This window comes from Metabacillus sp. Hm71 (assembly GCF_051842955.2).
In the GTDB taxonomy this organism is placed as follows: Bacteria; Bacillota; Bacilli; order Bacillales; family Bacillaceae; genus Metabacillus.
This window is the reverse complement of sequence record NZ_CM200278.1, coordinates 3,733,784-3,757,337: the sequence shown is the minus strand read 5'-3', so window position 1 is coordinate 3,757,337 and position 23,554 is coordinate 3,733,784. Positions and strand designations below refer to the sequence as shown.

Below are 23,554 nucleotides of genomic sequence, written 5' to 3'. Positions count from 1 at the left end.
GACGAAAAACATAGATAATTACTTTCTATATTTTGCTTTTATCTCCATATTTATGCTAGAATCTGAATCAAATCCAATTGATTAGGAGGATTGAAATGGGACAAGTGGACTTTGAAAAAATAGAACTGGCTGTAAAAATGATTCTTGAAGCGATAGGAGAGAATCCTGAACGTGAGGGTTTACTAGATACTCCAAAACGAGTGGCAAAAATGTACGCTGAAGTCTTTAGCGGGTTGAATGAGGATCCTGCTGAACAATTTAAAACCATTTTCGGTGAGGATCATGAGGAACTTGTTTTAGTAAAAGACATCCCCTTTTATTCAATGTGTGAACATCATTTAGTGCCGTTTTATGGAAAGGCACATGTAGCATATATTCCTAAAGGCGGCAAGGTGACTGGTTTAAGTAAGCTTGCCCGAGCAGTAGAGGCAGTTGCAAAGAGACCCCAATTACAAGAAAGAATTACATCTACCATTGCTGATAGCATAAATAAATCTCTTGATCCACATGGAGTGATGGTTGTGGTTGAGGCAGAGCATATGTGTATGACGATGAGAGGCGTAAAAAAGCCAGGCTCCCAAACAGTAACATCCGCCGTAAGAGGAATCTTCAGAAAAGATGAAGCTGCCAGAGCAGAAGTATTATCCCTAATAAAAGGATAAATAATGAAGAATACCAAGCCCGCTATGCTATCAAAAATAGGAATAGTATAACGTTTATAAAACATTTACATACATATTTTTAATGAATTAACGGGTTTAAAAACATTAGGATAGTCTTTCTTAATTATTAAATGGTATGATAGGATATAGAATTTTTTCTATTAGCAGCAGCGTGTAAGTATTTTACTTGTTAAAAGATAAACTGTAACGGGCAGGTGTTAGCATGAATCAAAAAAATGACTTTGTTGTGATAAAAGCTATTGAAGATGGCGTAAATGTAATTGGTCTTACGAGAGGTTCGGATACACGATTTCATCACTCTGAAAAACTGGATAAAGGGGAAGTAATGATCGCTCAGTTTACGGAACATACCTCTGCCATTAAAATAAGAGGTAAAGCACTAATTCAAACAAGTATTGGGGAATTAGAAAGTGAGTCTAGAAAATAAGCAGGGTATCCTGCTTTTATTTGCGTTTATTAATAGTGTAAATGCTGAATGAAGATTATATAAGAACAAATCTAAAAGAGTGTGTTATAATTGATTGTGCTTTTATCTTTTTATGGATCGAAATTTCATTTACATACACAATTAACTAACGAATTTTATAAATGACCAGATTATTACATAAATTAATGTGGAATATAGGTTTTGTGAACAAATGGTAGAGGAGCAGCTCCCTTTTCCACGTTAACTGCTAGGTTACAGGAACTTTGATCAATGTCTCTTTTACTTGAAATGAAGCAGTATAATAATCAATAGAGAGAATGTTAAATTGGGGACAAGGGTGATATATTTGCAGGACATCTATGTAAAATTAGCGGAAATGAAAATAGCGTTAAGGGAGAAACTCGCACATCCTTATTTGGAAAAGTACGTATCTTTACCAAAACTAGATGAGGATAAACTGTTGCTATTTTATGCAATTTTTGATGAGATAGACCTTTCAGATGATATAAAAGAAAGTTATATTATAACGGTAATGCTTGTGCAAATTGCTCTTGATACTCATGACAATGTTACCGTAGAACACGATATTGATACTGCAGAATTTGTTCAAAGGCAATTAACGGTATTAGCTGGAGATTATTATAGTGGTCTATATTATTTTATGCTTTCGGAAGTGAAAGATTTTAAAATGGTTCGTGCTTTAGCAATGGCCATTAGGGAAATCAATGAACATAAAATAAGTCTTTATCACGATAACCATGCAAATATGCAATCTATTTTAGATAGTCTCTTGATCGTTGAAACAACTTTATTCAATAGGGTTGCTGATCTTTTGAAACTAAATCACTGGAAATTGCTATCAACTAATTTTTTAACCTATAAAAGACTATCTCATGAAAAATTTCATTTAGAGAATGAAGGAAAGCTACCAGAAAACCAATTTTATAAAAGTCCATTTTCCCTCACGTTTTTGAATAATGCTTGCAAAAACTATTTTGAGGAGACAATTTCTCTTTTAGAGTCAGGTTTTTTTACTCCGGAAATGAAAGATCTACTGTTTAAACGATTGCAATCCATTCATTTTCATGAAACATTACATTTAAAAAAGACTGTGGAAGAAGGGTTGTAAAAATGGATCAATCAAAAGAAGAAAGAGTCCATGGAGTATTTGAAAAAATTTATAAAAACTATGACCAAATGAATTCAGTAATCAGCTTTCAACGTCATAAAGCGTGGAGAAAAGAAACAATGAGACGGATGCAAGTTAAGCCGGGACAAAAAGCGCTTGATGTATGTTGTGGAACTGCTGATTGGAGCATTGCTCTGGCTGATGAGGTTGGTCCTAATGGACATGTTATCGGGGTTGATTTTAGTAAAAATATGCTTAAAGTCGGCAAGCAAAAAGTAGATGAGCTTGGGTTATCAAACGTTGAATTAGTACATGGAAATGCAATGAACCTTCCATTTGAGGATCAAACTTTTGATTTTGTGACCATTGGCTTTGGCTTGAGAAATGTCCCTGATTATATGCAGGTATTAAAAGAAATGAACCGTGTATTGAAACCAGGCGGCAAGGCGGTATGTTTAGAAACCTCGCAACCTACAGCACCGCTGTTTAAGCAAGGTTACTTTTTTTATTTCCGTTACATAATGCCTTTATTTGGAAAGATCTTTGCAAAGAGTTATAAGGAGTATTCATGGTTACAGGAATCTGCTCGTGAGTTTCCAGGGATGGAAGAGCTTGCTCAAATGTTTAAGGAAGCAGGCTTTGACCAAATCCAAATTAAGCCATTTACAGGTGGCGTTGCAGCTATGCATTTAGGGGTTAAGCCGAATAAATTATAGTCAGTCGCCGAATGATTAGCGTCTTGCGCTTTTGTTCCTTCAATAAATCTGGCCTGATCTTCCTGCCGATTTTTCAAAAAAATGGTTAACATGTTAACAATAAGATGTATTTAGGTGAAGAGTATGAAATTTAAAGCATTGTATTCGTTTTTGAATACAGACCTTACAATAATTGAACAAGAGCTTGAAAAAACAGCTATTTCCCAGCATCCTTTACTTAGAGAAGCGAATTTAGAGCTTCTTCAGGCAGGAGGTAAGCGAATTAGGCCAGTTTTTGTCCTTCTTTCTTCTATGTTTGGAAACTATGATATTCAGCGGGTTAAATATGTTGCAGTTGCTCTGGAAACGATTCACATGGCATCACTTGTTCATGATGATGTTATTGATGATGCAGAGCTTCGCAGAGGTAAGCCGACTGTTAAATCGAAATGGGATAATCGTATTGCAATGTATACTGGAGATTACTTGTTAGCCAGGTCCTTAGAGGTCATCACAAATATTGATGATCCTTTAGCCCATCAAATTTTATCCCGAACCATTGTAGAAGTTTGCTTAGGCGAGATAGAACAAATTAAAGATAAATACCGATATGATCAATCATTGCGAACATACTTAAAACGAATAAAAAGAAAGACAGCTTTATTAATTGCAGTGAGCTGTCAATTAGGTGCCATTTCAACAGGCGCCTCTGAAGAAATACATAAAAAACTCTATTGGTTTGGTTATTATGTTGGGATGTCCTTTCAGATAACAGATGATATTCTTGATTTCACTTCAACTGAAAAAGAATTAGGAAAGCCGGTTGGCAGTGATCTTCTCCAAGGAAATATTACTCTCCCTGTTTTATTTGGATTGCAGGATCCATCTATGAAAGCAGAAATTGAAAAGATAACAAATGAAACCAGACCTGATGAAATACAATCGTTAATAAAAAGAATTTTAGAATCGGATGTTATAAAAAGATCTGCAAGTGTAAGTGATAAATATCTTCAAAAAGCGTTTGCGATTCTTGAGACCTTACCAAAAAATCGTGCTAGATCAACACTTTATAGCATTGCAAAGTATATTGGAAAAAGAAAATTTTAATTGTCTCAGCATTTTTCTCCATCCTTTTATTGATAATCCCTTTTATACATGTTATCATTTTCTTGGGCTTGTGAAAGCCTATACATAAAAATCAAAGGGATGGAGAATATAATATGGAAAAAACATTTTTAATGGTGAAACCTGATGGTGTTCAACGTCAGCTCATCGGTGAAATTGTTAGTAGATTTGAAAGAAAGGGTTTGCAGCTGGTTGGTGCAAAATTGATGATAATTCCAGTTGAACTAGCCGAGAAGCACTATGGAGAGCATAAGGGAAAACCTTTCTATGAAGATCTAGTAAGCTTTATTACCTCTGGACCTGTTTTTGCTATGGTTTGGCAGGGTGAGAATGCAGTTGAATTAACTCGTAAAATGATGGGTAAAACAAATCCTAAAGATGCTGAACCAGGAACAATCCGCGGTGATTACAGTATGTTTGTGAGCAAGAATATTATTCATGGGTCTGACTCTATTGAAAGCGCAGCCCGAGAAATAGCGCTGTTTTTTAATGAAAATGAGCTTGTTGAATATGACAAATTAATAAATGGTTGGATATACTAAGAGCTGGCATTTGCTAGCTTTTTTTATTGCTTAGCGAAATTAAAAAATTCTTGGACTGTGGATAGCGCTTTGACATCCATCTCCAGCTAGCGCCTAGCCCCTCCAGGGTGTCTAGCCAATTTAGAATTGAAGGCAAAGAACGCCTTCTATGAGGGTCTTATTTGCCCTAGGCTGATCAAGGCGCTTGCGCTTTTCTTATTTGAAAAATCAAGAATTTAATTTCTTTTTAAAAATTGCGCAAATTCTTGCAAAATTAAGATATACTATAAATTATTCTAGAGTGATTATCGGATTGTCATATGGTAGGAGAGTTATCAATGGTTGATCATGATTATGAACAGTTTATAGGCAAAATAAAACAAAAATCTGGAATCGATTTATCCCTCTACAAGGAAGCTCAAATGAAGAGACGGTTAGTATCTTTGTATGAGAAAAAGGGCTTTACATCTTTTCGAGATTTTTATAACGGAATAAGTAAGGAGAATGAATTATATTATGAATTTTTGGACCGGATGACAATTAATGTCTCTGAGTTTTATCGGAATTTTAAACGTTGGCAAGTGCTCGAAGAAAAAATACTTCCTCGCCTGTTAGAAAAAAATAGCCGCTTAAAAATATGGAGTGCTGCTTGTTCTACAGGTGAAGAGCCTTATACCATTGCGATGATTTTGTCGAAAATCGTACCACTTTCAAGTGTGAAAATAGTAGCAACAGATATTGATAAAAATGTCCTTGCAAGAGCCAAAATTGGAATTTACCCTGAACGGTCGCTAAATGAAGTTCCTAACGAAATGAAAAGAAAATTTTTTAAACAAGAAGGGACAAAATATAAAATTAGTGATCAAATCATAAATTCTGTCCAATTTAAACGGCAAAATCTTTTAGCCGATTCATTTGACAAACAATTTGATTTAATTGTGTGCCGCAATGTATTAATTTATTTTACGGAAGAAGCAAAAGAAATTCTATTTAGAAAATTTAGCAATGCTTTAAAGCGTGGAGGAATTTTTTTTGTTGGCAGTACCGAACAAATTTTTCACGCAGAGCGTTATCAACTTTCGTCTGTGGATACGTTTTTTTATCAAAAGTGTTAAAAATCTGCTATTTTTTTCATGATAGGTATGATATATTTGTACTTAAAAGCGTTAGTGCGTTGAAGGGAGAGAGAACGATATGAGGTATTTAACAGCTGGAGAATCTCACGGACCTCAATTAACGGCAATTGTTGAAGGTGTTCCGTCTGGATTAAATTTAACGGCAGAAGATATAAATAAGGATTTGGCAAGAAGACAAAAAGGATATGGCCGTGGTCGAAGAATGCAGATTGAAAAGGATCAAGTTCAACTATTAGGCGGAGTAAGACATGGTAAAGCATTAGGTTCGCCAATTGCCATGGTAGTGGAAAACAGGGATTGGAAGCATTGGACAAAAATAATGGGGGCAGAGCCGATTACTTCTGAAGAAGAGCAAGAGGTTAAGCGTCAAATTACCCGCCCTCGACCTGGACATGCTGACTTAGTAGGTGCGATGAAATATGGCCATCGTGATATGAGAAACGTACTTGAACGTTCGTCAGCACGTGAAACAACTGTTCGAGTTGCTGTTGGCTCTTTAGCAAAACAACTTTTATCTGAATTAGATATAAAAGTTGTTGGACATGTCCTGGAAATTGGCGGTGTAAGAGCAGAAAATACGGAATATCGTGATATTGACGATCTATTAGCTGTTACAGAAAAATCTCCGGTAAGATGCTATGATCGTCAAGCTGAAACAAAAATGATGGAAGCTATTGATCAGGCAAAAGCAAATGGCGACTCAATCGGAGGGATCGTTGAGGTTGTTGTCGAAGGTCTGCCTGCAGGTATAGGCAGCTATGTACATTATGACCGTAAGCTTGATAGTAAGATTGCTGGTGCAATTGTCAGTATTAATGCCTTCAAGGGGGTAGAATTTGGCATCGGTTTTGAAGCTGCCCGCAAATTTGGCAGCCAAGTGCATGATGAGATTATATGGTCAGAAGAATCAGGCTACACACGTAAAACAAATCGTTTAGGCGGCTTTGAGGGTGGTATGACAACAGGTATGCCAGTTGTTGTAAGAGGTGTAATGAAACCAATCCCAACATTGTATAAGCCATTGCAAAGTGTAGATATTGATACAAAGGAACCATTCACAGCAAGTATTGAACGTTCTGATAGTTGTGCAGTTCCTGCGGCAAGTGTTGTGGCAGAAGCCGTTGTAGCATGGGAAATTGCCAATGCTATTGTCGAGCAGTTTGGTGTTGATCGAATGGATCTAATTAAAGAAAATATCAAAAAAATGCGTGAACATACGAGGGAATTCTAATGGAATCTATTTTGATCAACACGACTGATGAAACATATCCGGTTATTGTTGGCAATGGCGCAATCAAGGAACTGCCCAATCTTTTAAGAAACCTTAATCCGTCTAAAGTTTTGATTATAACCGACACAAATGTCGATGCACTTTACGAAAATGTGCTCGAAGACCATATTGGCCGTGAATGGGCGACTTACAAGTATGTGATCAAAAGCGGTGAAGCAGCAAAATCATTTGAGATGTTTTATGAGCTTCATTCCTATGCTTTAAAACAGGAACTCGATCGAAAATCTGTGATCATCGCTTTTGGCGGAGGAGTGGTTGGCGACTTAACTGGATTTGTTGCTGCCACTTATATGAGGGGTGTCCCTTTTATACAAGTACCAACTACACTTTTAGCTCATGATAGTGCTGTAGGTGGTAAAGTGGCGATCAATCATCCTGAAGGGAAAAATATGATCGGAGCTTTTTATCAGCCAAAAGCAGTTGTTTACGACAGCAGCTTTTTACAAAGCCTTCCAGAAAGCGAAATGAGATCTGGATTTGCTGAGGTGATCAAGCATTCCCTCATTCGAAGTGAACCGCTCTTTCATTTTTTGTTTGCTGAAGTAAGGCGTTTAGATGACATTACAACCGAAAAGCTGCAAAAAATGATTCTTGAAGGCATTCAAATAAAAGCAGATGTTGTATCTAAAGATGAAAAGGAATTAGGACTTCGTGCGATTTTAAACTTTGGACACACACTTGGTCATGCTATAGAAGCTGAGGCAGGCTATGGTAAGCTTTCACATGGAGATTGTGTGGCAATCGGAATGCTGTTTGCTACGTGGTTAAGCAATAAAACCCTTGGTGCATCTCTTCCGTATGAAGAATTATCTTCATGGTTTAAAGAAATTGGTTTTCCAATAGAAGTTCCTGAATCGCAAACTACTGAGCAATTGATAAACAAAATGAAAAAAGATAAAAAGACAAAATCTAATCAATTGACAATGATCTTACTAAAGGAAATCGGTGTAACAACTTCTGAGATATTTTCTGAAGGTGAGCTGTATTCTCTGCTTAATGAGTGGAGAGAGGAAAAACGAGGTGACAAGGGTTGATTAGGGGAATTCGCGGAGCAACAACTGTAAACGAAAACGAAGAAACCGTTATGTTAAAAGCTACTGAAGAGTTAATTCACGAAATGATTCAAAAAAATAAAATCGAGCCAGAAAATGTTGCACAGGTTATTATGACGGTAACAGAGGATCTTACAGCAACATTTCCTGCAAAAGCGCTTAGATCACTTGAAGGGTGGAAATACGTACCAGTCATGTGTATGCAGGAAATTCCTGTTCCTAATAGCTTACCAAAGTGTATCAGGATTATGATGACAGTTGAAACAAGTGAAAAACAAGAGAATATAAATCATGTATATTTGGAAGAAGCTGTAAAGCTTAGACCTGATCTATCAATTACTAAATAAAAAACTTCTCTGTAAGTAAAGTAAAAATAACAGGCAATGAATAAGTGGGAAGATTCTGAACAATCTCACATTGAACTTGACATTTATTAGTGTACTATAATAACATAATAAGGAAGATTGTTAGTAGAAGAGTTGAGTAGTTTAGTATAGGGTAGCAGAGAATGAGTTAGTTTAGCTGAGGTTTTATTTTTTACGGCACAAGTCTACCCAAAAATCGAGCTGGTTTTTGGGTTTTTCTTTCTTCAAATCGTTTTGTCATATTTTTTATTATGAATGACAACAAAAAACGTTGATTTGATGTATAGATGGAAAGAATTGACATAGTGCTGAACATCTTCAATTTTATAACCTCCTAAATGCTCATTCTCCATATTGATTGGAGGAGTGAGTAACCTTGAAAATTTCTTCTTATTCTGCTTTCTGTGAAGATAGCAAACATTATCGAACAATCCCCATTGTAAAGCAATTTATCGTTGATACATTTACACCCATCCAATTGTTTCAGCTTTTTAAGGATGAGGCTGTTTACTTGTTAGAGAGCAAGGATGCTGAATCAAGCTGGTCACGCTATTCATTTATTGGGTTAAACCCGTTTTTATTTGTTGAAGAAAACCATGGAGAATTTTCAATTTTAAATGAACAGAGAAAAACGTTATCGAAATCAACATCTCTAACAAAAACATTTGAACATCTTCAAAACCATTTGGCTATTAAATTACCGGAATTAGATATTCCATTTGTCGGTGGTGCTGTAGGCTATATCGGCTATGATACGGTATCAATTTTGGAAAAGGTTGAAAAGCATGAAACTGATGACCTAAAACAGCAAAATTGTATGTTTTTTGTATGTGAAACCGTGATCGCATTTGATCATCATGAGAAGAAGCTCTATTTCATCCATTATGAGCGGGTAAATGGTGATGAAGATGAAGTACATCTCCAGGCAGCTTTTCAGCTCGCTGAAGCAAAAATGAATAAGTATATTAGCAAGCTAAAGCAGAAGGAACAGCCTGAGCATTTGCCATTACCTGTTTCAGATCAATTTGATGTAAATTTTGATGAAATCAAATCAAATTATGAGAAGAGCAAGTTTTTAGAAGATGTCGAAAAGGTGAAGGAATACATCCGTGCTGGTGACATTTTTCAAGGCGTTTTATCACAACGGTTTGAGATTCCTATTTCAACAGACGGCTTTTCTCTTTATCGGATCTTACGAATTGTGAATCCATCTCCTTATTTATTTTATATTCGCTTTAACGATACAGAGCTAGTCGGCAGCTCGCCTGAAAGGTTAATTTATATTCAAAATAAACATCTTGAAATTCATCCAATAGCAGGGACACGAAGACGCGGCAAAACATTTGAAGAAGATCAATATTTTGAAGAGGAATTAAAAAATGATGAAAAAGAAAAAGCGGAACATTATATGCTGGTTGACCTTGCTCGTAATGACCTTGGAAGAGTCGCAGAATACGGTTCGGTAACGACACCAACATTAATGGAAGTTGGACGCTTTTCCCATGTCATGCACCTAATATCAAAAGTAACAGCAACATTAAGAGATGATGTTCACCCAATAGATGCATTGCTTTCTTCTTTCCCGGCAGGTACTGTTTCAGGTGCTCCAAAAATTCGGGCAATGCAAATTATTCAGGAATTGGAACCTACTGCAAGAGGAAGCTATGCAGGCTGTGTTGCCTACGTTGGTTTTGATGGGAATATTGATTCCTGTATAACAATACGAACGATAACTGTAAAAAATAATACTGCTTATGTACAAGCTGGAGCAGGAATAGTTGTTGACAGTGTTCCTGAGCTTGAATGGAAGGAAACTTGTAATAAAGCAAGTGCTATGTTAAAAGCAATCCAATTAGCTGAAAAGGTGTTTAATGAGGAGGTCATGCATGATGAGAGAGCTGCTAGCAAAATGTATTGAAGGAAAAACATTGTCGGAAACACAGGCTGAAGAAGTAATGAATTCAATCATGGCAGGTGATGCTACACCAAGTCAAATTGCCAGCCTCGTTTCCATTTTGAGACTTAGAGGTGAGACTGTTGATGAAATCGTCGGGTTTACAAAATCGATGAAAAACCATATGACATCGATCTACTATGACAATGATGTGATAGATACATGTGGTACTGGTGGAGACGGCGCCTCAACATTTAATATTTCAACAGCTGCAGCAATCGTTGTCTCAGCTTTAAAAGTAAAAGTTGCGAAACATGGAAACCGCGCATTTTCGTCTAAGAGCGGTAGTGCGGATGTTCTTGAAACATTGGGAATTAATATCCAAACATCTCATGAAGAAGCCATTAAAAGCCTAAATGATCAAAACATGAGCTTCTTATTTGCACCAGTGTTCCACTCTTCGATGAAACATGCTGTGAATCCAAGAAAAGAAATCGGATTTAGAACAGTCTTTAACTTGCTAGGACCGTTAGCTAATCCTGCTAATGCTAAAAGGCAGGTAATTGGTGTATTTTCTACGGAATATGCTGAGAAAATGGCTGAAGCATTAAAGCGTCTAGGTTCTGAGCATGTCTTACTTGTGACTGGACGTGATGGACTTGACGAAATCTCTATTTCAGCTGAAACAGATGTTGTAGAACTTAAGAACGGTGAAATCACTAGATATGTTTTACACCCAAATGATGTTGGGTTATTTATTGGAGATATAGAAGAATTAAAGGTGAATAATGCTAAGGAAAGTGCGGAGCTGATCGAAGCGATTTTTAGGGGCACCGGACCAAAAAGTGCCGAGAATATTGTGGCGGTCAATGCAGCTGCTGCTTTATATGTAGCAAACTATGTACCATCAATAGCCGATGGGGTCATTTTTGCAAAGGAAGCGATTCGTGGCGGTCTTGCACTTCAGCAATTAAAAACATTGCGCCATCAAAGGGAGGAACATTATGCTTGATAAAATCATTGAAACCAAAAAGGAAGAAATCAAAAATCTTATCTTACCAGATGATGAGAAGCTGCCTCATCGTTCATTTTATCAAGCTTTAAAGAACCCTAAACGGGAACTAGCTCTTATAGCTGAAGTAAAGAAGGCATCACCTTCAAAAGGATTAATAAAGGAGAATTTTCACCCGGTTGAGATTGCTTTGGCTTATGAAAAAGGTGGGGCAGACTGTTTATCCGTTTTAACAGATGCTCCCTACTTTCAAGGAGCACGAGAATATTTAACAGCGGTAAAAAAAGCTGTAAACCTGCCAATATTAAGAAAAGACTTTATCATTGATTCTATTCAGGTGGATGAAGCAAAACGGATTGGTGCTGATGCAGTTTTATTGATTGGTGAAGCACTTGAACCGTCATTATTAAAAGAGCTTTATCAATATGCGTCAGAACTACAATTAGATATACTTGTAGAGGTTCACGACAGTCAAACGCTTGAGCAAGTATTAAGTGTTATCACTCCGAAAATCTTAGGCGTCAATAATCGTAATTTAAAAACGTTTGAAACGAATATTGACCAGTTGGAACATATGGTGTCAATCATTCCTAAAGATACATTGCTTGTTAGTGAGAGCGGCATTTATACTAAAGATGATATTGATCTTGTTAAGCAATTTGGGGCAAAGGCATTGTTAGTTGGAGAATCGCTTATGAGAAAAGATGATCAGACATTAGCGATTAAAGAATTATTTGGAGAAGAAATCAATGTCTAAACCGTTATTGAAATTTTGCGGAGTGCGTTCTTTAAAGGATTTAAAACTTGTTTCCCAATCACAAGCTGATTATATTGGATTTATTTTTGCTGAGAGCAAACGAAAAGTAGATCCTAAAGCAGTAAAGGCCTGGATTAGTGAAATGAATCTTTCAGGGAAAAAACTAGTTGCGGTATTTGTAAATCCATCTGAAGCAGAAATCAATCAAGTACTCACAGAAGTTCCGATTGATGTTATTCAATTTCATGGTAATGAGTCAGTTGAAGAGATTAAGAAAGTAAGAGATACATTTAAAGGTACAGTGTGGAAGGCGCTTCATCATCATCCAAATACCTTGGAGGAGATGAAAGAATATCAAGACATTGTTGATGGATTTATTATTGATTCCAGGTTGAAAGGTCAGTGGGGTGGTACTGGTGTAAGCTTTGACTGGTCAGCAGTTCCACACTATATAACGTTCACTAAGACTAATAACAAGCTTTGTTTTATTGCCGGCGGAGTAAATGAGAATAATATAGAAAAGCTATTAACCTATAACCCACAAGGGATAGATCTATCTAGCGGTATTGAAGTTGATGAACAAAAAAGCAAGGATAAGATCAAGCAAGTTGAAGAAAGGGTGTTAAAGTATGTCAATTTATCCAGATAAAAATGGAAGATACGGTGATTTTGGCGGGCGATTCGTACCTGAAACATTAATGAGCCCATTAGCTGAAATAGAGCAAGCCCATATTGAAGCAATGAGAGATCCGGCATTTTTAGAGGAGTATCATTATTTATTAAAGGAATACTCTGGCAGACCGACAACCGTTACGTATGCAAGGAATGTGACAGAAAAACTTGGCGGTGCAAAAATCTATCTTAAAAGAGAAGATTTAAATCATACAGGTGCACATAAAATTAATAACGCAATTGGTCAAGCACTGCTTGCAAAAAGAATGGGCAAAACAAAGGTTATTGCTGAAACAGGTGCAGGACAGCATGGAGTTGCAACGGCAACGGTGGCAGCAAAGTTCGGGATGGAATGTAAAGTGTTTATGGGTGAAGAAGATGTGAAACGTCAACAATTAAATGTTTTCCGCATGCAGCTGCTCGGAGCAGAAGTTATTCCTGTTACTAGTGGTAATAAGACATTAAAGGATGCGACAAATGAGGCAATGCGGTATTGGGTTCAACATTGTGAAGACCATTTTTATATTATTGGCTCTGTCGTTGGTCCGCATCCATACCCTTACATTGTACGAGAGTTTCAGCGTGTTATCGGTGACGAAGCGAAACAGCAATTTCTCGATTTAGAAGGTGAGCATCCATCAAAAGTAGTGGCATGTGTTGGCGGTGGAAGTAATGCAATCGGGATGTTTGCTGCTTTCTTAGATGAAAAGGTTGAACTTGTCGCAGCAGAAGCAGCCGGCATGGGAGTTGAAACTGATATGCATGCTGCAACCATTACGAAAGGTACGAAGGGTGTTCTACACGGATCGTTAACTTATTTATTACAAGACGAATATGGACAAGTTATCGAACCTTATTCAATTTCAGCAGGTTTAGATTATCCTGGTATCGGACCTGAGCATGCTCATCTTGCAAGCACGGGTAGAGTGAAATATGAAAGTATAACAGACAAAGAGGCATTACAAGCTCTTGAATTACTGGCAAAAGAAGAAGGCATCCTTGCAGCGATTGAATCGGCACACGCCCTATCATCTGCTTTTAAACATGCAAAACAAATGGCACCTCATGAAAGCATTCTTATTTGTCTATCAGGCAGAGGAGATAAAGATGTCCACACCTTAATGAATCATTATAAGGAGGAGAAAAAGCATGAAAACACTCTTCAAGCAGCCACTGCAAAATAAACTATTTATTCCGTTTATTACTGCTGGTGACCCTCATAGTGAAGCGACAATTGATTTAGCCGTTGCACTGCAAGAAGCAGGAGCGGCAGCAATTGAGTTGGGAATCCCTTATTCGGATCCGGTTGCTGATGGTCCAGTTATTCAGAAGGCTTCTACAAGAGCATTAAAGAACGGGATGAATATCGTAAAAGCAATCAAGCTTGTTCCTGAAATGAGAAAAAAGGGAGTAAATATTCCGATTATTCTATTTACGTATTACAATCCTGTGTTACAATTAGAACAGGAATCCTTTTTCGCTTTACTGCGAGAAAATACCATTGATGGTTTACTCGTACCTGATATACCTTTTGAAGAAAGTGAAGAACTTCGCCAAAAATGTAAAGAGCATTCTATTTCATTTATTCAACTTGTTGCTCCAACCTCATCAAGCAGAATAAAAATGATAACGGAAAATGCAGAAGGCTTTATTTATTGCGTATCTTCTTTAGGTGTTACAGGGGTCAGAAACAACTTTGATCGTGCGATAACGTCATTCTTAGAAGAAGTAAAACAATACAGCCATGTGCCTGTTGTTGTAGGTTTCGGAGTTTCCACAAGAGAACAGGTAAAGGAACTGGCAACTATTTGTGATGGTGTTGTCGTAGGAAGTGCATTAGTGAGAGAGATCGAACGATTGCAGCAGGAATTAACAGACGACACAACTCGAAGTAAGGCAATTGATGAATTCAGAGAATACGCTAAAATATTCGCATCATAAAACGAAAGAAATGAAAATTCAAAAAGTCTATTTTTATGATTTTATTGCATTATCCAAAGTTTCTCATTAAGATAAGAATCAGCATGGTCAGAGGGAGTTAACCCCTCAGATCTCAAGTTTCATGTAAAGTAGGAGAGGTGTTAGGCATTGCAAGTAAAAAAGCAGTTACTAAGTTTAAAACCATATCAACCAGGAAAACCGATTGAGGAAGTGAAAAAGGAGTTCAATTTAACAAAGGTAGTAAAACTAGCATCTAATGAAAATCCGTACGGATGCTCACAGAAGGCAAAACAAGCGATACTCGATGAACTTGATCAGTTAGCGATTTATCCTGACGGATACAGTGCCCTTCTACGTACAAAGGTAGCTAATCATTTAGGCGTTAATGAGGATGAATTAATTTTTGGGAATGGGTCAGATGAAGTTGTGCAAATTATTTGTCGAGCTTTATTAAGCTCAGAAACGAATACGGTTATGGCAACACCGACATTTCCTCAATATAAGCATAATGCCATAATCGAGGGAACAGAAATTCGTGAAGTTCCACTGGTAGATGGAGATCATGACCTTGATGCAATGCTTAATCAAATTGACGAAAACACCACAGTGATATGGGTATGTACGCCAAATAACCCGACTGGTACATATGTAAAAAAACAAGCTCTGCTTGAATTTTTAGATAAGGTACCTAAACATGTGCTGGTTGTCGTTGATGAGGCTTACTATGAATATGTAGCTGCTGAAGATTATCCGGAAACTGTGCCATTGTTAAAGGATTATTCAAATGTAATGATTTTGCGCACATTTTCAAAAGCATATGGATTAGCTGCATTACGTATCGGTTATGGAATTGGCAATGCTGACTTGATTCGAAAAATAGAACCGGCAAGAGAACCATTTAATACAAGCCGTGTTGCACAAGCTGCTGCAATTGCCGCACTAGATGATCTTGATTTTATTTCTAACTGTAAGGAAAAAAACAAAAAAGGGCTGCAACAGTTCTACAAATTTTGTGAAGAACAGGGACTTGATTATTATCCATCGGAAGGGAATTTTATCCTGATTGACTTTAAACGTGATTCGGATGAAGTGTTTGGCGCACTGCTTAAAAAAGGATATATAGTTCGGTCCGGTAATGCATTAGGATTTCCAACCCATTTACGCATAACTGTGGGATCTGAAGAGCAAAATGCAGAAATCATTGAGATTTTAAAGGAATTTGTTCTTAATTAATTTTCTATTGTTCATTTTAAGGGGCTGTCTCAATCCAGGGTCAGACCCCAAAACTTTTTAACCCGTACTTATTCGATGAATAGCCTCTTAGATTGATAGGCAAAAAAGGTGATTTTGATGGTGAAAAAAATTTATTTAATAGGACTTGGTTTAATAGGAGGGTCTATTGCATTAGCTATTAAACGAAAAAACCCTGCTATTCATATCATTGGGTTTGATATAAATGAAGACCAAGCTTCACTTGCCAAAAAAATTGGAGCAATTGACGAAATTTCAGCTGCGCTTATTCCGGATTTAACGGATGTTGATATCATTTTTATTTCTACACCGGTTGAGCAAACGATCAAAATCATTGAGCAGCTGCATTCCGCTGAATTGAAGCAAGGCGTAATTATTACCGATGTTGGCAGTACAAAAGCTCAGATCGTAGAATGTGCAAACAAGTATCTAAATGGTAGAATTAAATTCATCGGCGGCCATCCAATGGCTGGTTCACATAAGTCGGGAATTTTAGCCGCAAAACCCCATTTGTTTGAAAATGCTTTTTACATATTAACCCCGTCTGAATATGTAACTCCGCAAGACCTCGCTCGTTTAACCGATGTTCTTGAGGGGACAAAAGCAAATTTCATAGAAATGACTCCTGAAGAACATGATAAGGTAACAGGGATAATCAGCCATTTTCCGCATATTGTTGCCGCAAGCTTGGTGTGCCAAGCAGAATACCATGAAGAAGAATTTCCACTAGTAAAAAGACTAGCAGCTGGCGGATTCCGTGATATAACGAGAATAGCTTCTAGTAACCCAGCAATGTGGCGAGACATCTTATTACAAAACAAAAGGCCATTGTTAGAACTTTTTGATGAGTGGATTGCCGAGATGAACCGTGTAAAAAGTCTTGTAGCAAATGAAGAAGCGGATCAACTGTATTCATATTTTGAACATGCAAAGCAATATCGTGACGGTTTGCCGGAAAAACAAAAAGGTGCTATCCCGTCGTTTTATGATTTATTTGTTGATGTACCTGACTATCCGGGTATTATTTCTGAAATTACTGGATATTTAGCGAAGGAAGAGATTAGTTTAACCAATATACGTATCATTGAAACGCGAGAAGAGATATATGGTGTATTAAGGCTCAGCTTCCAAACAGAACGTGATCGAGAACGGGCAATAGACTGCATTAGTAAATATTCAAATTATGATACTTTTATCATTTAAATTTGCGGTCTTAGTTGATATGTAATAAATAGAGGTGGAGTAAATGACAGATGTATTAAAGTTATCCAAGGTTACTAGCTTAGCAGGTACGATTGAAGTACCAGGAGATAAATCAATCTCACACCGAGCTGTCATGTTTGGTGCTATGGCAAATGGAAAAACCGAAATTAAAAATTTCTTAATGGGCGCTGATTGTCTCAGCACTGTCTCATGTTTCCGTAAAATGGGTGTATCAATCGACATTCAGGAAGGACTTGTAACAGTAGAAGGGAAAGGCTTGGAAGGATTAAAAGAACCTTCTGAGATTTTAGACGTAGGAAACTCAGGTACCACTACCCGATTAATGATGGGGATTTTGGCAGGGGCAAATTTCCATTCATGCATTATTGGGGATGAGTCTATAGCGAGAAGACCTATGTCACGTGTAACAAAACCATTAAGAATGATGGGTGCAAAAATTGATGGGAGAGAAGATGGCCAATATACGCCATTAGCAATCCGCGGTACGAGTTTAAAGGGTATTCATTATGAATCACCTGTTGCAAGTGCACAGGTTAAGTCAGCAGTCCTTTTGGCAGGCTTACAGACAAACCTAGAAGAAACAACGGTAACAGAGCCACACAAATCACGAGACCATACAGAGCGTATGCTTAGAGCGTTTGGTGTAGAAGTTAATGAAGATGAAAGATCAGCAACAGTAAAAGGAGGACAAAGATTAAAAGCGACTAATATCTTTGTCCCTGGTGATATTTCATCTGCTGCTTTTTTCCTTGTGGCAGGGGCAATCGTACCAAATAGTGAAATTCTCCTAAAAAATGTTGGAATTAATCCTACAAGAACAGGAATACTTGATGTATTAAAAATGATGGGTGCAACCATTGAAATTATTCCGCAACAAGATCAGACGTTTGAACCAATTGCAGATATTTTGATAAAAACGTCCACTTTAAAGGGAACAACGATCAGCGGTGATTTAATTCCTAAATTAATTGATGAAATCCCGGTCATTGCCTTACTAGCTACACAAGCAGAAGGTGAGACGATCATTAAGGACGCAAGTGAGTTAAAAGTGAAGGAAACGAATCGAATCGATACTGTAGTCGGTGAATTATCAAAAATAGGAGCAACGATTAAAGCAACGGATGATGGTATGGTGATAACCGGTAAAACCAAATTAACAGGTAATGCAGCTGTTTCTAGTCATGGTGACCATCGAATAGGTATGATGCTTGCGATTGCTTCATGTATTACTGATGAACCAATTGAATTACATGATTCTAATGCGATTGGTGTATCATATCCATCGTTTTTTGAGCATCTATCCTTGTTAACAAAATAATCGTACATTCATTTTTACTTACAAAGAAAGAGAATAGCTTTATTTATTTTATGAATCGTTATGATTTTCAAATAGATAAGCTGTCTCTTTCTTTATAACACTTCCCTTACCTCTTATAAAAAAATCTCCAATGATTGTAATAAATATGCCCCTTTTTTCATAGCTTGTCTTAAGAGGATGGAAGGTGGGGTGTCTGATGAGGTATATTATAGACAACGCAACAATTGTAAAGGCAAATGGATTGGAAAAAACCTCTATATTAATTAATAAAAACAAAATTGAGTTTATGCGGCAGTCAATGGATAATATTCGATTTATGCGAATGGATATGAGTTCATATTTATTAACCCCAGGATATGTCATGCTTGATTTTTCTCTTCACTCATTACTTCATTTTCAACAATTCAAACAGAATTTGATTCATCACTACATGAAAAAAGGTTGTACATCACTTTTAACAGTTGTAGATATTCATTTTGAGCACGAATTAGGTGCAACATTAAAACAAAAGAGACATCAAATGATTAATTCTCCAATTGATTATTATATCGGTATTAAAATTCCATTAAAATTACTTTCTCCTTCAATGATTAGAAAATGCAAGCAACAACAAATAGCAGTGGTTTTTGTTGAAATTGATGAGACTGACAAACTATCCTCAAAATCATGGGGATGGATTAGAGATGCAATGTTTTCAAACCCGATTACACTTATTCCTTTTCTTAAGGAAAAGAATGAATTCGTTAATAAAAAGCCAAAACAACTTCTTCATTGGGAACGAATCATGAAAGAGCATCGCCTTTCTTCAATTGTATCTCCTTTAGAAGAAGGAGTACCATTGTCAAAAGATGTGTTGATGAGGTTAGGCATTTATCCTGAAAAAGGTGATATTCGCGTTGGCGGCCAAGTAAACTATAATTTGTACAAACTAGGTGAAATAAGGTATCATACCGATGGTAAACCAGTTATTCATGCTATAGAACAACATCCTACGATAACTGTACATCAAGGAAGAATAATGAATGTAGATGGAGAAACTTCTTTTATTCCTGGAATAGGGGTAGAATGTTTTATTCCGATTTCAGGTCGTTTCATACCACAATCAGTATCCTTTTGATGTATGATAAAGATATACACTATACAATATAGATTTTAAAGATAACAACCATGTATTTACCATTGTTCAGAAGAAAGGAAGAACTATGTTTAATCAAGTACTAAACGAAGCAATTAATCTTGTAAATAAAGGTGAAACTGAAGAAGGATTAAATTTATTGGCAAATATTTTGCCGACATTGCATGACGAAGAAAAACTCCAACTTGCTGATCAGTATTTTCAATGGGGAATCATTGATAAAGCACATGACATTATCGAAGAACTTCATTTTCTTTATCCTGAGGAAACCCAAATTACATTGTTTTTAGCAGAGCTATATTTAGATCTAGAAAAGGAAGAGCAAGCGATTGAATTATTAAATCAAATTCCAACAGAAGATGAGGCATATCCTCAAGCACTGTTATTATTGGCTGATTTATACCAAATGCAAGGTCTGGCAGAAGTAAGTGAGCAAAAATTGCAGGAGGTAAAATTGTTATTACCTGATGAGCCAGTCATTGATTTTGCATTAGGAGAGTTTTACTTTCACCAGGGACAATATAAACACGCAATTCCTTATTATGAAACGATCATTAAGGAGAGTGATTCCTTTTCAGGCGTTTTTATTGATCAACGGTTAGCGGAGTGTTTGAGTTCAATTGGGGAATTTGAAGAGGCATTAGATTATTACAAACAAGCAGCAGACAAACATGAGGATCTTACTACATTATTTGGATATGCATTTACGGCTTACCAAGGGGGATTTTCAAAAACAGCGATTCAACAATTTCTTAAGCTAAAAGAAGCAGATCCCCACTATTCATCACTATATTTATATTTAGCAAAGGCTTATGAACAGGAAGGCCTATTACAAGAGAGTATTAAAACCGTTCAAGAGGGTATTAAGTTTGATGAATACAACAAGGAATTATACCTGTATGGCGCGAAGGTGGCGATTAAATCGGGGTATATGAATGATGCTAAACAATTGTTAAGGGAATCACTTGCGATAGATCCTGGTCATATAGAGGCTGCAATTACATTAACTAATATCTTTCTTCAGGAAGAGGAATTTGATGATGTGATTGATGTCATAAGTGAATGTAAAAAATATGGAGAAGAAGATCCTCAATTTGAATGGAATTTAGCCCGAGCATATCACCAAAAAGAAGAGTATACACAGGCATTAAACCATTATCAACTAGCATATAATTCTTTCAAGGATCAACGAGATTTTCTATATGAATATGGGTACTTTTTAATGGAGGAAAGTCGCAGAAAGGAAGCAAAGGAAGTTTTTGGACGAATTTTAAGGCAGGATCCTTCTAATGTCGAAATTGGTGAGATATTGCTACAATTAGAAGATGAGTTTTAAGTGAGAAAAGAAGGATTTTATTTTTATTTTGTGGAATTATCAAAGTAAGAATAAACTGTACTGCAGAGGAGGGAATTCTATGGTGGCCCCTGTATCTGTCCACGAAAAGAAAGATTTTATCAGGTGGTTTTTAAACCATTATCAACTGAAAAGAAGAGAATGTGTCTGGATTTTAAATTATTTAATGAGTCATGATACCCTAATGGAAAAAGTTCACTTTGTGGAACAAGCACAATACTGCCCGCGGGGAATAATCATGTCAACGCATTGTGTTGAAGAAGTTCCTTTTCGCTTTTATAAAGAAAATGTGATGACAACAGATGCGGAAAAATCTTTCCATGATATACGTTTAAATAAAGACGAAGAGCTTTTTATTCAACTTAATTTTAGATCTGCTTATCAATCACCGCACTACGCAGCTGTTTTAGAATCAAATCCGTTTATGCCGGAACACCTCCATGGAAATGAGAAGGATCGGGAAGTTGCTGAACAGGTGCTTGAACACTCCTTGCAAACATTCCAAAAAGAAAAGCTTTTGCAATTAATTGATGAAGCACTTGACCGTCAGGACAAAGACGAATTCCAAAGATTAACCCAGCGATTATTAGAACTAAAAAAATAATACTGTTTCGTGAAAGGGGCTGATGAAGATTATCAGCTCCTTTCATTTTTAAGTTTAACAATTTGTAGAACAAGCATTATAATAGATCTATTGTTAATTAAAGATAGGGAGTGGAAAACATGAAGTGGGTTTTAAGTGATGTTGATGTGTACAATCAATCAAAAGAGTATGTAGATACGGCAATCATTCCTTTAATTCCTGTCGCCTTAGAATCTGAATTTAAAGGAACTGTTTCAAAAGGTGAGTTTATCACGTATGTTTGCAATGAACTTGAGAGACAATTAAAAGGAAGAGTTTTCTTGTTTCCTTCATTTTCTTATTTGAAAAATTCAACAAATGTGATTGAAAATGTACTAGAATGGAAAACTGAAATAAAGCAGGAATTTAAACATGTTTTTTTCTTGACTAGTGATGAAGTGTTAAAAAACGCAAGCAGTGAACCGCTAAAGGAAAATCTTATTTGGTTGCCGGCAGTCCCGTTTGAACATATGGATGAAAAACTGATGAGAAAGCTTTTACAAGATCAAATCGAACAAATTTTGAACATTTTATTACAATCTTGGAATAATTGATAAAAACCTTTTCATTTCCAAGATTACAACTCAGGATTTTATTGACCTCATGGAAAGATTGATATATCATGAGTATGTCCTAGTTTTATATGTCATTTCCGTATGTCCTAAACGGACTTTAGCTTAAGATAGAGGGGGGAAAATGATGAGCGAGAAAAAACATCGAGTTTCTAGACGTCAATTCTTAAACTATACGCTTACTGGTGTAGGCGGTTTCATGGCTGCAGGTATGCTTATGCCAATGGTTCGCTTCGCACTTGACCCTGTGCTCCGACCAGCAGAAGAGACAGATTTAGTACAAGTTGTAAAAGTTGACGAAATAACGGAAGAACCTCAACGCTTTGACTTTAAAATCAAGCAAAAAGATGCTTGGTATGAATCTGAAGAAACGAGATCAGCTTGGGTTTTTAAAGAGGGTGAAAAAATTACTGCTTTATCACCTATCTGTAAACATTTAGGCTGTACAGTTGGTTGGAATAACGATCCGGCTAACCCGAACCAATTTTTCTGTCCATGTCATTATGGCCGATATGAAAAAGATGGTACAAATGTTCCGGGAACACCGCCAATTGCTCCGCTTGATGTTTATGAAAGCGCAGTTAAGGACGGCTATTTATTCTTAGGTAAAGCAAAACCACGAGGGGAGGCGTAATGATTGCTTAACAAAATTTATGATTGGGTTGACGAACGTCTAGATATTACGCCGATGTGGCGCGATATTGCTGACCATGAAGTTCCTGAACACGTAAACCCAGCACACCATTTTTCTGCCTTTGTATATTGCTTTGGCGGATTGACATTCTTTGTAACCGTTATTCAAGTTCTTTCTGGTATGTTCTTAACAATGTATTATGTACCAGATATTAAGAATGCTTGGGAATCAGTTTTTTATTTACAAAATGAAGTTGCTTTTGGTCAAATTGTACGTGGTATGCACCACTGGGGAGCTAGCCTCGTTATTGTTATGATGTTCCTACATACATTGCGCGTATTTTTCCAAGGTGCTTATAAAAAACCGAGAGAGTTAAACTGGATCGTAGGCGTACTTATTTTCTTTGTAATGCTTGGTCTTGGTTTAACAGGTTATTTATTGCCATGGGATATGAAAGCGTTGTTTGCAACAAAGGTTACTTTGCAAATTGCTGAATCCGTGCCTTTAATTGGACCAACTGTTAAAACATTATTATCTGGCCATCCAGAAATCGTAGGTGCTCAAACACTAACACGTTTCTTTGCAATCCATGTATTCTTTTTACCTGCTGCACTTTTCGGATTAATGGCCGCTCACTTTATAATGATTCGTAAACAAGGTATTTCTGGTCCACTATAAGAACTAGTTTCATAAAGAAATTTACTAACGATACAAACATTTGATATCGGATACCACCTTAGTAAG

The 23,554-nt window shown here is 36.7% G+C and carries 25 protein-coding genes; all 25 read left to right on the top strand.

Going from position 1 to position 23,554, the window contains the following annotated elements; all coding sequences use genetic code 11:
- The first annotated feature begins 95 nt into the window (after nucleotides 1–95).
- The 25 genes from folE (at nucleotide 96) to qcrB (ending at nucleotide 23,488) form a co-directional block, all read left to right on the top strand.
- Nucleotides 96–662: a GTP cyclohydrolase I FolE gene (gene folE / locus ACSVDH_RS18560; RefSeq protein WP_299088328.1), complete on the top strand. Its 567-nt coding sequence runs from the start codon at nucleotides 96–98 to the stop codon at nucleotides 660–662.
- 223 nt (nucleotides 663–885) lie between these two features.
- Nucleotides 886–1,110, top strand: coding sequence for a trp RNA-binding attenuation protein MtrB (gene mtrB / locus ACSVDH_RS18555; RefSeq protein ID WP_299088329.1), 225 nt, complete (start codon nucleotides 886–888; stop codon nucleotides 1,108–1,110).
- A gap of 346 nt (nucleotides 1,111–1,456) precedes the next feature.
- Nucleotides 1,457–2,239: a heptaprenyl diphosphate synthase component 1 gene (locus ACSVDH_RS18550; protein WP_518616851.1), complete on the top strand. Its 783-nt coding sequence runs from the start codon at nucleotides 1,457–1,459 to the stop codon at nucleotides 2,237–2,239.
- Nucleotides 2,240–2,241: 2 nt separating this feature from the next.
- Nucleotides 2,242–2,955 (top strand): demethylmenaquinone methyltransferase, encoded by a 714-nt coding sequence (locus ACSVDH_RS18545; RefSeq protein WP_299088334.1) that lies wholly within the window; start codon nucleotides 2,242–2,244, stop codon nucleotides 2,953–2,955.
- A gap of 123 nt (nucleotides 2,956–3,078) precedes the next feature.
- A complete protein-coding gene (hepT, locus tag ACSVDH_RS18540) occupies nucleotides 3,079–4,041 on the top strand; it encodes a heptaprenyl diphosphate synthase component II (protein WP_299088335.1) in 963 nt (320 codons plus the stop codon).
- Nucleotides 4,042–4,154: 113 nt separating this feature from the next.
- Nucleotides 4,155–4,601, top strand: a complete 447-nt coding sequence (gene ndk, locus ACSVDH_RS18535; RefSeq protein WP_299088336.1) for a nucleoside-diphosphate kinase — start codon at nucleotides 4,155–4,157, stop codon at nucleotides 4,599–4,601.
- A 317-nt stretch (nucleotides 4,602–4,918) separates the two neighbouring features.
- Nucleotides 4,919–5,695, top strand: a complete 777-nt coding sequence (locus tag ACSVDH_RS18530; RefSeq protein ID WP_439250970.1) for a CheR family methyltransferase — start codon at nucleotides 4,919–4,921, stop codon at nucleotides 5,693–5,695.
- A 79-nt stretch (nucleotides 5,696–5,774) separates the two neighbouring features.
- Nucleotides 5,775–6,947 carry a chorismate synthase gene (gene aroC / locus ACSVDH_RS18525; RefSeq protein WP_439250972.1) on the top strand — a complete coding sequence of 391 codons (1,173 nt, stop codon included), beginning with the start codon at nucleotides 5,775–5,777 and terminating at the stop codon, nucleotides 6,945–6,947.
- Nucleotides 6,947–8,041 (top strand): 3-dehydroquinate synthase, encoded by a 1,095-nt coding sequence (gene aroB / locus ACSVDH_RS18520; protein WP_439250974.1) that lies wholly within the window; start codon nucleotides 6,947–6,949, stop codon nucleotides 8,039–8,041. Before aroC ends, aroB begins: the two co-directional genes overlap by 1 nt.
- Nucleotides 8,038–8,406: a chorismate mutase gene (gene aroH, locus ACSVDH_RS18515; protein WP_299088343.1), complete on the top strand. Its 369-nt coding sequence runs from the start codon at nucleotides 8,038–8,040 to the stop codon at nucleotides 8,404–8,406. The genes aroB and aroH overlap by 4 nt, the downstream gene beginning before the upstream one ends.
- 394 nt (nucleotides 8,407–8,800) lie before the next feature.
- A complete protein-coding gene (trpE, locus tag ACSVDH_RS18510) occupies nucleotides 8,801–10,342 on the top strand; it encodes an anthranilate synthase component I (RefSeq protein ID WP_439250977.1) in 1,542 nt (513 codons plus the stop codon).
- Nucleotides 10,311–11,330, top strand: a complete 1,020-nt coding sequence (gene trpD, locus ACSVDH_RS18505) for an anthranilate phosphoribosyltransferase (RefSeq protein WP_439250979.1) — start codon at nucleotides 10,311–10,313, stop codon at nucleotides 11,328–11,330. Before trpE ends, trpD begins: the two co-directional genes overlap by 32 nt.
- Entirely contained in the window at nucleotides 11,323–12,087 is a 765-nt protein-coding gene (gene trpC / locus ACSVDH_RS18500; protein ID WP_299088349.1) for an indole-3-glycerol phosphate synthase TrpC, read from the top strand. Before trpD ends, trpC begins: the two co-directional genes overlap by 8 nt.
- Nucleotides 12,080–12,736, top strand: a complete 657-nt coding sequence (locus ACSVDH_RS18495; protein ID WP_439250981.1) for a phosphoribosylanthranilate isomerase — start codon at nucleotides 12,080–12,082, stop codon at nucleotides 12,734–12,736. The genes trpC and ACSVDH_RS18495 overlap by 8 nt, the downstream gene beginning before the upstream one ends.
- Nucleotides 12,717–13,943, top strand: a complete 1,227-nt coding sequence (gene trpB, locus ACSVDH_RS18490) for a tryptophan synthase subunit beta (RefSeq protein ID WP_299088354.1) — start codon at nucleotides 12,717–12,719, stop codon at nucleotides 13,941–13,943. Before ACSVDH_RS18495 ends, trpB begins: the two co-directional genes overlap by 20 nt.
- Complete coding sequence (gene trpA, locus ACSVDH_RS18485; protein ID WP_299088356.1) at nucleotides 13,909–14,700, top strand: tryptophan synthase subunit alpha; 792 nt, start codon at nucleotides 13,909–13,911, stop codon at nucleotides 14,698–14,700. The genes trpB and trpA overlap by 35 nt, the downstream gene beginning before the upstream one ends.
- Before the next feature lie 147 nt (nucleotides 14,701–14,847).
- Nucleotides 14,848–15,933, top strand: a complete 1,086-nt coding sequence (gene hisC / locus ACSVDH_RS18480; RefSeq protein WP_439250984.1) for a histidinol-phosphate transaminase — start codon at nucleotides 14,848–14,850, stop codon at nucleotides 15,931–15,933.
- A 117-nt stretch (nucleotides 15,934–16,050) separates the two neighbouring features.
- Nucleotides 16,051–17,154 (top strand): prephenate dehydrogenase, encoded by a 1,104-nt coding sequence (locus tag ACSVDH_RS18475; RefSeq protein ID WP_439250986.1) that lies wholly within the window; start codon nucleotides 16,051–16,053, stop codon nucleotides 17,152–17,154.
- Between the two features lie 43 nt (nucleotides 17,155–17,197).
- Nucleotides 17,198–18,493, top strand: coding sequence for a 3-phosphoshikimate 1-carboxyvinyltransferase (gene aroA / locus ACSVDH_RS18470; RefSeq protein WP_439250988.1), 1,296 nt, complete (start codon nucleotides 17,198–17,200; stop codon nucleotides 18,491–18,493).
- 196 nt (nucleotides 18,494–18,689) lie between these two features.
- Nucleotides 18,690–19,610: a hypothetical protein gene (locus ACSVDH_RS18465; protein ID WP_439250990.1), complete on the top strand. Its 921-nt coding sequence runs from the start codon at nucleotides 18,690–18,692 to the stop codon at nucleotides 19,608–19,610.
- Between the two features lie 85 nt (nucleotides 19,611–19,695).
- Entirely contained in the window at nucleotides 19,696–20,964 is a 1,269-nt protein-coding gene (locus ACSVDH_RS18460; protein WP_439250992.1) for a tetratricopeptide repeat protein, read from the top strand.
- 79 nt (nucleotides 20,965–21,043) lie between these two features.
- Complete coding sequence (locus ACSVDH_RS18455) at nucleotides 21,044–21,586, top strand: ReoY family proteolytic degradation factor (protein ID WP_299088364.1); 543 nt, start codon at nucleotides 21,044–21,046, stop codon at nucleotides 21,584–21,586.
- Between the two features lie 119 nt (nucleotides 21,587–21,705).
- The gene (locus ACSVDH_RS18450; RefSeq protein ID WP_439250995.1) at nucleotides 21,706–22,158 is read left to right on the top strand and encodes a YpiF family protein; all 453 of its coding nucleotides are present in this window, start codon (nucleotides 21,706–21,708) and stop codon (nucleotides 22,156–22,158) included.
- Nucleotides 22,159–22,303: 145 nt separating this feature from the next.
- Nucleotides 22,304–22,810, top strand: a complete 507-nt coding sequence (locus ACSVDH_RS18445; RefSeq protein WP_299095699.1) for a Rieske (2Fe-2S) protein — start codon at nucleotides 22,304–22,306, stop codon at nucleotides 22,808–22,810.
- Between the two features lie 3 nt (nucleotides 22,811–22,813).
- Nucleotides 22,814–23,488: a menaquinol-cytochrome c reductase cytochrome b subunit gene (qcrB, locus tag ACSVDH_RS18440; protein ID WP_299095701.1), complete on the top strand. Its 675-nt coding sequence runs from the start codon at nucleotides 22,814–22,816 to the stop codon at nucleotides 23,486–23,488.
- Nucleotides 23,489–23,554 lie beyond the last annotated feature (66 nt).

Bases quoted from the DNA above. Each gene is read 5' to 3' on its own strand.
- folE (WP_299088328.1), top strand. From the start codon at position 96: ATGGGACAAGTGGACTTTGAAAAAATAGAACTGGCTGTAAAAATGATT.
- mtrB (WP_299088329.1), top strand. From the start codon at position 886: ATGAATCAAAAAAATGACTTTGTTGTGATAAAAGCTATTGAAGATGGC.
- ACSVDH_RS18545 (WP_299088334.1), top strand. From the start codon at position 2,242: ATGGATCAATCAAAAGAAGAAAGAGTCCATGGAGTATTTGAAAAAATT.
- hepT (WP_299088335.1), top strand. From the start codon at position 3,079: ATGAAATTTAAAGCATTGTATTCGTTTTTGAATACAGACCTTACAATA.
- ndk (WP_299088336.1), top strand. From the start codon at position 4,155: ATGGAAAAAACATTTTTAATGGTGAAACCTGATGGTGTTCAACGTCAG.
- ACSVDH_RS18530 (WP_439250970.1), top strand. From the start codon at position 4,919: ATGGTTGATCATGATTATGAACAGTTTATAGGCAAAATAAAACAAAAA.
- aroC (WP_439250972.1), top strand. From the start codon at position 5,775: ATGAGGTATTTAACAGCTGGAGAATCTCACGGACCTCAATTAACGGCA.
- aroB (WP_439250974.1), top strand. From the start codon at position 6,947: ATGGAATCTATTTTGATCAACACGACTGATGAAACATATCCGGTTATT.
- trpD (WP_439250979.1), top strand. From the start codon at position 10,311: ATGATGAGAGAGCTGCTAGCAAAATGTATTGAAGGAAAAACATTGTCG.
- trpC (WP_299088349.1), top strand. From the start codon at position 11,323: ATGCTTGATAAAATCATTGAAACCAAAAAGGAAGAAATCAAAAATCTT.
- ACSVDH_RS18495 (WP_439250981.1), top strand. From the start codon at position 12,080: ATGTCTAAACCGTTATTGAAATTTTGCGGAGTGCGTTCTTTAAAGGAT.
- trpB (WP_299088354.1), top strand. From the start codon at position 12,717: ATGTCAATTTATCCAGATAAAAATGGAAGATACGGTGATTTTGGCGGG.
- trpA (WP_299088356.1), top strand. From the start codon at position 13,909: ATGAAAACACTCTTCAAGCAGCCACTGCAAAATAAACTATTTATTCCG.
- ACSVDH_RS18475 (WP_439250986.1), top strand. From the start codon at position 16,051: ATGGTGAAAAAAATTTATTTAATAGGACTTGGTTTAATAGGAGGGTCT.
- aroA (WP_439250988.1), top strand. From the start codon at position 17,198: ATGACAGATGTATTAAAGTTATCCAAGGTTACTAGCTTAGCAGGTACG.
- ACSVDH_RS18465 (WP_439250990.1), top strand. From the start codon at position 18,690: ATGAGGTATATTATAGACAACGCAACAATTGTAAAGGCAAATGGATTG.
- ACSVDH_RS18460 (WP_439250992.1), top strand. From the start codon at position 19,696: ATGTTTAATCAAGTACTAAACGAAGCAATTAATCTTGTAAATAAAGGT.
- ACSVDH_RS18455 (WP_299088364.1), top strand. From the start codon at position 21,044: ATGGTGGCCCCTGTATCTGTCCACGAAAAGAAAGATTTTATCAGGTGG.
- ACSVDH_RS18450 (WP_439250995.1), top strand. From the start codon at position 21,706: ATGAAGTGGGTTTTAAGTGATGTTGATGTGTACAATCAATCAAAAGAG.
- ACSVDH_RS18445 (WP_299095699.1), top strand. From the start codon at position 22,304: ATGAGCGAGAAAAAACATCGAGTTTCTAGACGTCAATTCTTAAACTAT.